The organism is Microbulbifer maximicatervae (SeqCode), from assembly GCF_052467695.1.
This window is the reverse complement of the sequence record NZ_CP174320.1, coordinates 4,831,628-4,844,533: the sequence shown is the minus strand read 5'-3', so window position 1 is coordinate 4,844,533 and position 12,906 is coordinate 4,831,628. Positions and strand designations below refer to the sequence as shown.

Sequence of the window (12,906 nt, the reverse complement as noted above, 5' to 3'; positions counted from 1 at the left end):
TTCAAGTTGATGCTTATTTGGTCAGATACGCTATGGATTGTCGATTAACTATTGGTTTAATAATAAACTATTTGGGGAAATGAACATTGTGAGAAAGTTCTATATTGTTTTTCAATTGTTGTTATTTGCATTTTCTGTCGTTGTGCAGGCAGAAGATTTGGAAGATTTAGGTATTTATGAGAGGAGCTTGTCCCAATCTGTTGAAGTACCTTTCTCATTATTACCGGGTGAAAATATAGACTTCCGTACCGGTTCAAACTATTGGGAAATTCCGGGTCCCTCAGTTCCTGGGCAAGGCGGGCTAGATATTAATGTTGGCTTTTCTTTTAATAAGGCGCACCCGAGCGGTTACTTTAATCTTGGCAGTTGGGAGTTGGAGATTCCAAGGATTGTTATATATTCCAATACGTCTGTAACAGGCCATACCAGTGGGACAGGTTATACTAATAAACCTCAGCAAGCTTGTAGTGATACAAGAACTTTGGGTAATAAGGGGCTTGGAGCTCCATCGGGCGAGAATAGTCCGATCAGTTTGATTCTTCCAGGAATAGAGCCGCAAACAGTATTGGAAAGAAATGTAGAGAGAGATATATATCCTTCCTCTGTTAAATATGTGACAACGGGTAATTACATTATATCATGTGTAGATAATGGAACTACTTTTAAGGTGGTTTCACCTGACTCAATTACCTACGAATTTAATGTGTTAAGCTCTACGGTTGGTTTTCACGCTTCAACGGGAAATGGGAGGTTAAAGAATTATCCAGGAATATTAACGGTATATCCAAAGTCAATATATGATCCTTGGGGAAATAAACTGACATTTTCTTACTATGATAGTTCTGCAGCACATCCTAGCCCGCTACTTCATACCAGAAAACTCATTGATAAGATTCAGGCAAATGATGGGAGGTTGGTTGATTTTACCCACTCTTCAGAGGCCAATCCAAAGCTTGAAAAAATAACCGTGGATCGTCGAGCTTGGACTTTTAAGTATGAGAGCGAAAGTGATAGTGCAAAATATTTGAAAGAGATTGTTTTGCCTGAGGGCTTAAAATGGTCAATTAAATATGACAAGGATTCCAATGGTGGTGAAAATGACGCTGTACTAGGTCTTCTTCCTAAGAAAACAGGTAAAGAGATATCTATTTCTTACAAATATCAATATGCAATTAAGGAAATGATTACTCCTACTGGAGCTAGTGTAAATTATACCTATAGTCGAGTTACGAAAGGATTTTGGGGCATTAAGGCTTGTTGTGGCTATGTTCCTACTATAAAGACAAGAACAGTCAGCGGTAATGATATTACTGCACACTCCTCTTCTTTTACCTTTACTCATCAACAAAATGGAAAAATTTCAAGATCTCAGATTGTTGCTGGTAATAGAAAGGATGTGTTGGACTTTCACAGGAATGTATGGCAGCACGGTTTGTTAGACAGCCATACAATTTATCAAAGCGGTAAGCAAATTCTAAAAAGAGAATTCTCATGGGGGCGTGGATCAAAAATTGGTGAAACAGGCTTGGAGAATGAGCATGAAAGTGGTCAGACTCTCCGTTGGTCAAACAATGTAACCACCATTATCGATGGAAAAACCCTGACGACCGCTTTTTCTGGGAGAGACAATTTGGGTAACCCCTCCAAGGTTACTGAAACAGGAACCAGAACCAGAGTAACTAGATACACTTACCATAACGATACTTCCAAATGGTTTATTGGAAAAGTAAAAGAGCAATCTGTGGATGGTGTTTCAGATGTTCTTTCCTATACCTATGATAAGAATAAGGTTAAAACGGCAACTGAGAATAAATTAAAGCAGACGCTTTATTATCACTCCAATGGCAATCTGAGTGAGATTAGAAAGACCGTGGGCGGTAACTTGGAGCGAAAGTACTACGATAACTATTACCGTGGTGTTGCAAGGAAATTTACCGATGAGGATAGTTTTGTAACCACTGCAACAGTAGATTATTTCGGTAATGTAAAGCGTATTACAGACCCCGAAAGTAACTGGGTCGAATACGAATATGATTCGATGGGTCGTGTCTCTAAAGAGAAGAGGCCGGGCCGCGCAGACGTTATTATAACCTGGCCCTCCGCCAAGCAAAAAAATATTACTCAAGGTAGCTATCGAGACATTGAAAAATATAATGCTCTAGGTCAGTTGAAGTATAAAAAGACTTGGGATACGGCCTACACATCTGAACCAGTAATCCACAATAAGGAATATACAAATCGCGGTATGCCCTTTTTTACCGCCTGGCCTTCTGAAACCGAGGGAGAGACAAGAGGAGTTAAGCAGTACTATGATGTCTTGGATCGCCTGACAAAGGTTACCAATACGGTTAGTGGGAAGAGTAAAGCAATCTGTTATGGTGCTGGATGTATACAGTCTGGCGAGCCCTCTATTTCTTATGGCATAAGAACCGTAAATGAAAAGGGGATAAAAACTATAATGAATTATGATGTGTATGGAAATCCCAGTGAAACCTATCTCAAGGATCTCTATAGGCAAAAAACATCTGGATCAAGTGGATTTGTAAAAACCTCCCATGCTCGTAACGTAAAAGGAGTGCTGATATCTGTAACTCAGGGCGGAGTTAAAGAAAGTTATTCTTATAAATCTGGCACTCAATATATTGAGAAAGTCTCACGTCCAGAGATAGTGATCAATACATCTTTAGATGAGCAGGGACAGATAATTGAAAGGTGGTTTAATAATGATCGATCTCAGGTTGCCAAATTAAACTACACCAAAAATGATAGGCTGGAGAGCATTGATTATCCAGCGCCGACTTACGATGTGCTTTTCAATTACTATAAAAATGGTGCTTTAAAACGTGCACGCAGAGTAAATAGTGCTGGAAATCCAACCCACAATCTGAGTGACTGGAACTATAGTTATTACTCAGATGGCACGATGAAGAGCGAGGTACTGTCGGTTGGTGGAGAAAATTATTCTTTACAATACGGTTACAATTCACAGGGAAACGTTAACTCTGTTGTTTATCCATCTGGAGAATCTATTAATCTGGCAACGGATGGTTTAGGTAGGGATAGAGCCTTATTTAATGAATACTCTGGTAAATCAAATCGCTACCTGGTGAATAGCGTTAAGTACCACCCCAATGATGCAATAGAGAAGATTAATTTTGCCAATGGCCTTTCTCAGAGCTATGGGGTCGATTCACAAATGCGTGTTGATAGTATTTCAGTTCCCGGCAGAGTTAACCTTAAGTATGAGTTTGATTACCTTAATAATATTAGTGCTATCACTGATTATATAGATGGTGGGCGCAGGGATTCATTTACTTATGATGGCTTAAATAGGCTTGAGCAGGCGAATGGTTCCTGGGGGAATTATACTTATGCTTATAGTGATTCAGGGAATATTTTAAGAAGAGATAAGTCGAATGGAGACTCTCTTGGATATCAATATGACTCGAATAATCAGTTGAGTTCGGTATATGGTGATTATAACCAGACTTATAAATATGACAGTCAAGGTAATGTGACTCAAAATTCAAAAAATTACTTCACTTATGATTTTGCTGGAAATGCCCTTGGTATGGGTACGACATCCAAGGCAGATGACTGGGTGTATGAATATGATGCTCACAATAAGCGGGTAATTAACTACGCGGGAAGAGGCGAATATATTTCTATGTATGGCCATAATGGAAAGTTAATGGCGGAAGTGGATACCAATGGAAATGTCAGTGAGTATTACTATTTAAATGGTGAACTTCTTACCCGTAGAGATAACTGTGTTTCATTTTCTGATGCACAAGGGAACTGCAGAACCAAGATGGAGTGGATTCTGCCTTCTATTACTTTGATGATGAATTAGGGGGAGATATGAGAAATCTAACAGCATCAATTCTCTTTCTTGGGGCCATTATACTCTCCGCCCTTGCTGGTGCAGAGGAAACGCTGACCTTTTATCATAATGATATGCTGGGTTCCCCAGTGGCGGCTTCTGATAAAGATGGCGAGCTTCTCTGGACCGAATCCTATGAACCCTATGGTAAGAAAAGAGGTGATAAGCAAAGTCTGAATCACCGAGGCTATACAGGTCATGCGGAGGATGCCAATACGGGGCTTGTCTATATGCAGGCCCGTTATTACGATCCACTAATTGGCCGCTTTTACTCTATGGACCCGGTGGGGTATCTGGGGCATCTAGAGCGAGGAAACCCTATTCAGGGAATGAACCGCTACGCCTATGCGAATAATAACCCCTATAAATATAATGATCCGGATGGGGAATTCTTAAATTTTGCGGTTAAGTTTGCCGCAGATGTAGCCCTGACTGCAGCGCTGAACTATGCAGAGACTGGCTCTCTTAACCTGACCGGGGCTGTAGGGGAAGCAGCGGTTGGAATGTTAAACCCGGCCAAAACTTTGCAGAAATTCAATCGAGTAGCAAAGCTTTACAAGAAGGGCGGCGGCTGTAGCTTTACACCAGAAACACTGATCCTGACCCAGGATGGCTATAAAGCCATCATTGAAGTTCAGGTAGGCGATATTGTTCTTTCCAAAAATGATATTACCGGTGAGCTAAGCTGGCGGGAAGTTACTGATACCTTTAAGGATTGGCACCAGGAAACCATTACATTCACAGTTGTTGATGAGAATGGTATTCAGGAAACGATTACTACTACCGCGGAACATCCCTTCTATATCGCTGGACAGGGATGGTTGCCGGCAGGTGAAATCGGGATTGATACCGTCTTTGCGGGATCCTCTCCTGAAAGCGCGATTAAAGTTGTTGGTATAGCTATTAATGACTCACCGCAGTATGCCTATAATTTTACCGTAGATACTGACCATACATATTTTGTTGGTAAGACGGATGTTTGGGTTCATAATACTTGTGATTTTGATGTTGCCAAGGGAGCATCGGGAGCATTCAAAAAGCAGTTTAGTGCAGTTGATAATCTTGTTGCCGAATTGATGTATTCAAAAAGAGTGAATGTTAATTTAAAAATTCCAGGCGGCGTAGCTGGAGCAATTAGACATACAAAGCGAACAGGGGAACTGGTTGGTGATTCCGATCATATTCAAAAAGGACGTAATATTTTAGGTAAGCTCAAGAAAATTCGTAAGCGAGTAGATCGTTCACATTCGATGAGCGATTCTGAAAGATCATTATTGCTTAATACTATTAATCATCATATAGACGACCTTAGTGATGCACTTAAAGGATTGTGAAAAAATAATTGATGCTGATGGCCCATTTAGGTGGGTTTATCCTGGATCTATCGAGGGTTTTAACTCTGCTGCTTTGAAATCAGAAAATGAGCGTAAATGGTTTCGTAAAGGCAATTTTTCTGAAGATGTTGACAGTGCAGATGAGGTAATTACTGATTATTTGTATGAATGTCTTCTTGAACGAAAAAACCTTATCGATAATGAAGAATCTATAACTGTGGCACTGGATGTAGATGCTGTTATGCTTGTGAAAGCTGGAATTTGTTTGATATGTAATTTTGGATCTAGCTATGCAGGAACACATTTATCTGATTGGAGAGAGTTGCTAACTACGAACAATGCTAGTACTTGTCTCGATCTTCTCGAAAGTGCTTATGAAGACTCTGATTCGTTTATAAGAGATATTCTGAGAGATTTTATTTTAGAGCTTTTTCGTTATGGGCCGCTGTGGGATCCCCAAGAAGGCTATTTTTCAAAGGCGCTAAGTGATAAGGAAAACAAATTTTTAAGCCTTGTGCTGAAGCAAGGATATTTGACTATAAGTAATCAAGATGCTCGGTTATTTGTTGATGGTTCTAGGCGCATCTAGGCTGTTCTAACAAGTAATAGCCCCGCTCTCGTGGGGCTATTGTTTGAGTCAAAGTAAAATAAATTTTTTGTTATGCGCCTCAATGGAGTATGGCGTCTCACCCTTAAATTTAGCTTGAACAATCGAAAACTCCTGAACGGCAGTTCTGGACACCCACAAAATGGCGATAGATAGCATTATCGTTAATGGCATTAGCTTTGACAATTATCTCATCTAATTTGGTGGGAAAGGAATAACAATCTAGGACACCCATAGGTTAGAATAAGGAGAATAAAACAAACTAGGACATCCATAGATTAGAAAAAGACGCTAGCAGTATTGGCGCTAGTTCCAACGGCTATTTCTTTCTGCTTTATAGTTAAAGTGAGGGGAAATGTTAAAGGTTTATGCTTGGGCTTAGAAAAACTGTGGCTTTGAGAAAAAGTATTGAGGGAGTTAGCAAGGTGTAGCAGAAAGGTAGCGCCGACAATCGCTTATACCGTGTACCCAGCGTTTATCGAGCTGCCGACAAGCGCTTCTTAAGGCCTCAGCAGACCCTACCAAACCTTTAAAGCGACTTTCAAAATTTTGGTTGAGATAGAGCCAGTGTTTAGGTGAAATACCCATCCGTTTAAGTATGGGAGGAGTATTTTCAGCAATGGCTACGCGCTTTCTTGGGTCTAGATGCCTCCCGCTCCAGTCTACCAGCTCCAGATAGTGATCCAGTTGAAAAGGTAGCCCTTTCGGAGTATTCAAACGCTCACCGTCGATAAATGGAAGGAGATTTTTGGGCTGCTTGCTTGAGACTGTAGCTACCCGGACAAGTTATCGACTCAAATACCTCTAGAGCTTTTGAAGTTAGTATGTCTCTTGAAAAATAGAGGCTGAACTACCTCACCTGCAATTTTATAGTTGAGGATTGAGCTCTACGATAGCTTTTGATTTGTTTCAAATTGAAATTCCTCCCGTCTGGGAGGAATTAAAAAAGGCATTTACATATGGATTGAGGTAAATCTAGCTAATCTTGTGAGTCAATATTTACAAATCGAATAAGTACATGATTGTGGTCATCTTCACAGCTCATGCTGTTATCCTCAAATTCCAGTTTTACTTCCTTTCCTGCCATCTGGGCTGACAGCAGCATACTAAATTGCCTATCATGCATTTTTGAAAATGAATCGCCGCCATAACCTATCTTGGCACTTCCGTTCATGCCTTCTATGCTTACTTGAGTTCCTTCACCTGTAGATCTGGTAACTATGCGAGTTATTTCGCCAGTACAGTAGTGGAATCCAGTTGCCAGGCAGGACTCAGAAATTAATGCTGTAAGAATGAAGGCCGAAATCTTTTTCACTGGTTGCTCCTTGGTACATAAGTTCTATTTAAATGATTTGTATGTTTAATTATACTGGAACTTTATTGGACGCTACAGGGATTTGTTAGGGTGCAATCTCTAGAAATTACCGCCAATAGATAATTGACTCTTGATTAAATAGGTCTTGGCAGTGCTGCTGGTATCTTCTCTAGAGGGGGTTTTGTGATACTTGTTTATGAAAGGCAGGGCTTAAAAATTGTAACCGTGGATACTGCTCAGCAATTAGTTTTAATAATAAAATATATGGCTAGCTTTCTCTTCCTCTCAATTATGATGGTGGGTTTGCTAGCTTTAGGTATTTCCACGGTGACGTAAGGTATATATGTTGTTAAGATAAAGTTCAACTACCTTTAAATAAACTTTCAATATGCAGAGGATTGATGTGAAAAGATCTTTGGTTTTATTATTCATGCTTCTTTCGATAAACGCTTATGCTGGTGAGGGATATCTTACTCAGGATGCTATAGTGACAAAAGTATCATCCACTTCGCAGAATGCAGATGCTTTTTGGGTGTGGTATTCATCAAATACAGATAATTGCTCTGGTAAGATAAAATTCCAGCATTGTTAATGCAGGGACTGAAGGAGTATTTCAGAGGAGCTTTACCCTGGCAACAACGGCTTTAGTTTCTGGCAAGAAAGTCGGTATTTGGAGTTACAAGGATGATACTGATTGTTTTTCAGGTGTTTCAATTGATGTTTATTAAATATATTTAATGTTGTTGTCATGCTCCTCTAATTATTAGTAGGATATTGATTTATATGTATTTGAAAATAGGATTCTTAGTTTTTAGATTCTTTTGAGTTTTGCTAAGACTTTATGAATTAGCTGCAGGTATCAGAGTTTATGATGCCTGCTTAAATAAATTTTCCTTTCTAGTTTTGTGCTCCAGTCTTGGGGAAGGTTTAGGGGCTGAAATTGTTGTTTCTAATACTGGCTGAAATGAGAGATCGGCGTGGATGGGGGGGCTATCAAGTATTAGAGCTATCAATATCTAGTTCCTAGTGCCTATAGAGAAAATAAAGCAATATTAAAAATCATAAGGACTGCCATTGATTAGATGCAAAGATCTGGTAAAAGGTTATATTTATATTCGAATTTTTTGGTATGCGGTAATAATTGTTAGGAGCTTAGAAAGGAATCACTAACAGTCGTTGATATTGGTAATCTAACATTTATTGAGGTGGATACAGGTTTGTTTGGCCGCTACCAGTCCTCCAATCCTTTAAAACGGCTTTCGAAGTTTGGATTGATTAGAGTTAGAATTATATTGGATCTGCACAACGATTGGGGGCGATTGGCGGTAGCTCTTTGGACCGCATAGTTGAGGTTGCAGCGTGAATACGTTATTGAATGAAAATAGAATCAAAGTCTACTCAGGTTTTCGAATTGGTACAGCTAGTGAGAAATCTATTATCCTAGGAGGCTTTAGGGGGGAGGCATATCAAGAGCGCCTGCTTAACTGAAGGATGTTTAATAAACCGTGCCAGTATAAGTCTAAAGGCTATGAGGTATATAAAATGTTAAATTATCGGTTGTAGTTTTCCTGGGGCGTAGCTGCTATGAAGATAGATGGTATGTTTTTAGAGATAATCTCCCGATGTAACCGCCTTTTTAAAGACGGTTTAGGCTCGAATTGAGAGAGTTTAATTAAAGTACTCGAAAATGAATAATTTCACAGGTGTCGTAAACACCACTGCCAGTCCATAGGTTACTTGGATTGGCACCTATTAATACTTCTGATTGAGCGTGATATGCAGATAGTGCTGAAGAAATGGTGTTTCGATAGCCTAAGCTATCTTTTGCACTTATCCAGTACTGCTGGCAGTTTTCAGTTTCCTTTTCTAATTGAATAACAACTTCACCATCTCGAGATGATGCGGTTGAATAAAATACAATATGTTTAATTGAGGATGTGTTTAAGTCTTCTTCGCCAAAGGCTAAGTTTGATGTAAAAAGTAATCCAAAAGCTACTAATTTCAAAAATTTCATTATATGCTTTAGATGTAGTTCATGCTGATCATCTATTTTAACTTTGCTTAAGATGATTTAGCAAGTTGTTGCTGTGTATAGCAACAATAAGAAAGTTATGGAGGTGAAGCTGCTAATTGGAGTTGTAGGGGTAGGTTGGTAATGGTTAAGTATGCCTGTAGAGCGCTAAAATATATTTATTCGGGGATGATCATTTGAGAAATAGATACTGACTTAAATAAAGTTATTGTTGATGGTTTTCTTTATAATTCATATGAGTGATTTTATAGATAAGTAATAACTTCGCAACATGAGCTAGACTGCTAAATTATAGCAGCCTAGAGAGCTTGTACGCCCAAAATGGCAAATATAAAAAGTATTGCTAGAAATCAATATTGGGGCATGTTTGTCCTTTTCCTATCAGTATTCCTTATCGCCAGCGATTTCACCGCCTTTTCACCAGCTCTCCCCGCTATCGCCAAAGACTTTTCTGTCCGCATCTCATTTGTGCACTGGGTAGTGAATGCCTATGCCTTGGCCTATGGAGTCATTATTGTGACCAGTGGGCGTTTGGCGGATATCTATGGGCGTGAAACTGTTTTCTTAATTGGTGTTGGTATATTTTCTTGCTCATCGCTATTGGGAGGGTTCGCGAGTGAGGTAGGGGTGCTGTTAATCGCCAGGGTATTGATGGGGTTGGGAGGTGCATTAGCCTGGTCGGCAATGCTGGGGATGGCTTACACACTGTTGCCATCTGATCGCGCAGGATTTGTTGGGGGCTTTGTTTTGGCTGCATTAGGTGTGGCTACTGCTTGCGGGCCTGTTATTGGAGGAGTGTTGTCAGATTTTTTGAGCTGGCGCTGGATTTTATTTATAAATATCCCCATTGCTATCTTTGTGGTCGTTTTTTACGTATTGAAGTACCCGTCAGAGCAGTTTGAAAAAAAAGACGAACGAATTGATTACTTGGGCGTGTTAACTCTCTCCGTATCCCTTTTCCTGTTTTTGTTGGCTCTTGACTTAATGACTCAGACCGGTATTTCTCGACTCTTGGTTTTCTGTCTTCTGGCAATATCTTTATTGGCTGCGATAACTTTTGCTTTTGTTGAAGCTAGAATGGCAGATGATGCTCTTATTCCAGAGAACTTGGTGAAAAATCGTGTGTTTATGGCATCAGGAGTTAGTGTGTTTTTTGTCGCTATCGCCTTCTTTACAACCCTTGTCTATATCCCTTTGCTTTTTATTAGCGTGCATCATTATTCTGCATTTCAGGCCGGATTGGCTTTGTTGCCGGCTATGGTCTCTTCTGGCATTTTTGCCTTTGTATCTGGAGCAATTCATGAACGGTTTGGCCCAAAGTTGCTGCTCTGCTCAGGTGCTTTAGCGATGAGTCTGGGGCTTTTTATGCTCTCAGTTCACGGTAATCATATCGTCTATCTGGTCTTTGTACCGGGCATGTTATTGATTGGCATTGGATTAGGTATATTTAGTCCTGCCGCTGTGACTGCCGCAATAACTTCCGTAGAGGCCAGTAAATCCAGTTTGTCTGGCGCTGTTGTCTATATGTTCCGTTTTTTAGGTGGCGCTGTGGGTTTGGGGATCAATTCAGCCATATTGGCATCAGCGCCGGATATTGCTACCGGTGTAAACCGAGCACTACTGGTAGATGGGTTTATTGTTCTGATAGGTTTCTTGATTTCACTCCTCTTCTTCCAAGAGAAGAAGGGAAGGTAATAAAGGGTTATCTATTCACTCCTGGTAATCTAGCTTTTTATTGTCTTTCACAGGCGTATTCGTTTTCTTACATCTTTCAAATATTTTTGTAAAGTATATGGCCAGCACTCAGAGCTATTCTTAAATGAACATTAGGGAAAGCTATCTCTATTTTAATTCGTATAGGCTATTGGCAATTTAACTTTGGTGGATTCTGCGGCATTGTGGTTTTAGCGGCCACAAGTCAATACTTACGTCAACGGGATGTCGGATATGTAGCTGTCTTGGCTGTGTTTCTTTCGCAGAAAACTCTCTATTGCTTACTTTGCTTCAATCTTTGTCATATCAAGTTTTACTGTCCAGGCAGAAAACCTGCGGGGAAGCACCACGGGGCCAACTTCTGCACCAGGATACAGCCATCCGGATCAATTTCTGCATTTAAAGCCTGTAAAGCTGGCTGACAATATGTATCCGGTAATCCAGCATCCGCAGGGAGAAAAGCAAGCTAGAAAGAAGCTGACACTTCTGGAAGAAAGGTTTGGCAAGAAACCTAACATAATGATATTTCTACTCGATGATGTGGGCTGGATGGATGTTGGTTTTAACGGAGGAGGAATTGCTGTCGGCAATGCCACACCCACCATGGATAAGTTGGCGAATGAGGGGCTTATCTTAACCTTTGCCTATTCAACACCTTCATGCTCGCCAACACGGGCTACGATTCATACCGGCCAAAATCCGCTACACCATGGAATCCTACGCCCCCCTATGTACGGTGAGGCTGGTGGCTTGGACGGAGCGGTAACTATTCCGGCGGTACTCAAAAAGTTAGGCTACGTGACCCAGGGGGCCGGTAAATGGCATATGGGAGAGAATAAGGGCTCACTACCGCAGAATGTTGGTTATGACGATTACCGAGGGTCTCTCGGTGTATCAGATATGTATACGGAATGGAGGGACGTTTATTTCAATCCAGAAGTGGCGCTGTCTCCAGAGTGCTTTGCCATGATGCAGAAGGAGCCATTTAGTCATAGTGAGGTTCATTGCACGCCGCAGGACACGGAGCGGTGTGAAGATCTCCATCTGATTGACCTGGACACTATCAAGGTGCTCGATGACCAGTGGATGGATTACAGTGTAAATTTCATTAGGCAAATGAAAAGCTCTGAAAAGCCATTCTTTTTGTATCACGCCCCCCGAGGTTCCCACTTTGACAACTATCCATCTGATAAATGGGCAGGGAAATCGCGAGCTCGTACAGTATATAGCGACTGTATGGTGCATATGGATTATGTACTTGCACAGCTATTTAGTGCTTTGCAGGAGACAAGCCAGCTGGATAACACCCTGATTTTCTTCACCTCAGATAATGGCCCCGAGTGCGAGGTTCCTCCTTATGGCCGAACCCCTTTCCGGGGTTGTAAAGGTACGAGCTGGGGGTGTGGAGTAAGAGTGCCGACATTTGCCTATTGGAAGGGGATGATAAAGCCTCGCCGTACTGAAGGGTTGTTTGACCTGGCCGATCTCTTTAACACGGCCATTTCAATAGCGGGCAAGCCCGGTAGGGAGCTGGCAAGTTTTGTTAGTGAAAATCGATATATCGATGGTATCGATCAAACGGGAATGCTGTTGGCGGATAATGGCCAGTCTGCACGCCGTAGTCGGCCCTATACGATGAATCAGTATTTTTCTGCCATGCGTATTGATGAATTCAAATATGTATGGACTGCAGAAATCGAGAATGGTGTTGTACAGAGAGGTAACTGGGGCGGGTTTAGTGGCCCTATCTTTGTCGAGAGTGGTGGGGCAATATTATTTAACCTTTATTCCAATCCTCAGGAAGATGTCAGTATCGGTGTGCGTCATTTGCCGATGCTTGTGCCGGCGATGACAACAGCAGGGGACTACATGAAAGAACTCATTAAGTATCCCCCACAATTCAAGATCGGCTTTATATCCAACAACCCGCCAATCTATGATCTTTTGCCTCAAGCGAAAGAAAAGTTAGGGCAGTTTGAGAAGGAGGGTACTGGGAAGTATCCATGGCCCTAGGGTTGAATT

9 protein-coding genes are annotated in these 12,906 nt (G+C 41.0%); 7 read left to right on the top strand and 2 right to left on the bottom strand.

The window, feature by feature from the left end; translation table 11 throughout:
- Positions 1-88: 88 nt before the first annotated feature.
- The 3 genes from ACJJI8_RS21345 to ACJJI8_RS21335 are packed head-to-tail and all read left to right on the top strand — an operon-like array spanning position 89 to position 5,806.
- Positions 89-3,853 carry an RHS repeat domain-containing protein gene (locus tag ACJJI8_RS21345; protein ID WP_444933684.1) on the top strand — a complete coding sequence of 1,255 codons (3,765 nt, stop codon included), beginning with the start codon at positions 89-91 and terminating at the stop codon, positions 3,851-3,853.
- A gap of 8 nt (positions 3,854-3,861) precedes the next feature.
- A complete protein-coding gene (locus ACJJI8_RS21340) occupies positions 3,862-5,217 on the top strand; it encodes a polymorphic toxin-type HINT domain-containing protein (RefSeq protein ID WP_444933683.1) in 1,356 nt (451 codons plus the stop codon).
- Positions 5,195-5,806, top strand: coding sequence for a hypothetical protein (locus ACJJI8_RS21335; RefSeq protein WP_444933682.1), 612 nt, complete (start codon positions 5,195-5,197; stop codon positions 5,804-5,806). The genes ACJJI8_RS21340 and ACJJI8_RS21335 overlap by 23 nt, the downstream gene beginning before the upstream one ends.
- 997 nt (positions 5,807-6,803) lie before the next feature.
- Here the strand turns inward: ACJJI8_RS21335 and ACJJI8_RS21330 are convergent.
- Positions 6,804-7,139: a hypothetical protein gene (locus tag ACJJI8_RS21330; RefSeq protein ID WP_444933681.1), complete on the bottom strand. Its 336-nt coding sequence runs from the start codon at positions 7,137-7,139 to the stop codon at positions 6,804-6,806.
- Positions 7,140-7,527: 388 nt separating this feature from the next.
- On the opposite strand from ACJJI8_RS21330, the gene ACJJI8_RS21325 reads away from it, so the two are divergent.
- Positions 7,528-7,731 (top strand): DUF5992 family protein, encoded by a 204-nt coding sequence (locus tag ACJJI8_RS21325; RefSeq protein ID WP_444933680.1) that lies wholly within the window; start codon positions 7,528-7,530, stop codon positions 7,729-7,731.
- Complete coding sequence (locus ACJJI8_RS21320; protein ID WP_444935187.1) at positions 7,724-7,867, top strand: DUF5992 family protein; 144 nt, start codon at positions 7,724-7,726, stop codon at positions 7,865-7,867. Before ACJJI8_RS21325 ends, ACJJI8_RS21320 begins: the two co-directional genes overlap by 8 nt.
- Positions 7,868-8,811: 944 nt before the next feature.
- Here the strand turns inward: ACJJI8_RS21320 and ACJJI8_RS21315 are convergent.
- Complete coding sequence (locus ACJJI8_RS21315; protein ID WP_444933679.1) at positions 8,812-9,153, bottom strand: hypothetical protein; 342 nt, start codon at positions 9,151-9,153, stop codon at positions 8,812-8,814.
- Between the two features lie 339 nt (positions 9,154-9,492).
- On the opposite strand from ACJJI8_RS21315, the gene ACJJI8_RS21310 reads away from it, so the two are divergent.
- Both ACJJI8_RS21310 and ACJJI8_RS21305 read left to right on the top strand, forming a co-directional pair.
- A complete protein-coding gene (locus ACJJI8_RS21310) occupies positions 9,493-10,866 on the top strand; it encodes an MFS transporter (protein WP_444933678.1) in 1,374 nt (457 codons plus the stop codon).
- A gap of 537 nt (positions 10,867-11,403) precedes the next feature.
- Positions 11,404-12,897, top strand: a complete 1,494-nt coding sequence (locus tag ACJJI8_RS21305; RefSeq protein ID WP_444933677.1) for a sulfatase-like hydrolase/transferase — start codon at positions 11,404-11,406, stop codon at positions 12,895-12,897.
- The last annotated feature ends 9 nt before the right edge of the window (positions 12,898-12,906 follow it).

What these genes read in the sequence shown, in the direction of transcription:
- ACJJI8_RS21340 (WP_444933683.1), top strand. Translation starts at nt 3,862, where the DNA reads ATGAGAAATCTAACAGCATCAATTCTCTTTCTTGGGGCCATTATACTC.
- ACJJI8_RS21325 (WP_444933680.1), top strand. Translation starts at nt 7,528, where the DNA reads ATGCAGAGGATTGATGTGAAAAGATCTTTGGTTTTATTATTCATGCTT.
- ACJJI8_RS21315 (WP_444933679.1), bottom strand. Translation starts at nt 9,153, where the DNA reads ATGAAATTTTTGAAATTAGTAGCTTTTGGATTACTTTTTACATCAAAC.
- ACJJI8_RS21310 (WP_444933678.1), top strand. Translation starts at nt 9,493, where the DNA reads ATGGCAAATATAAAAAGTATTGCTAGAAATCAATATTGGGGCATGTTT.
- ACJJI8_RS21305 (WP_444933677.1), top strand. Translation starts at nt 11,404, where the DNA reads ATGATATTTCTACTCGATGATGTGGGCTGGATGGATGTTGGTTTTAAC.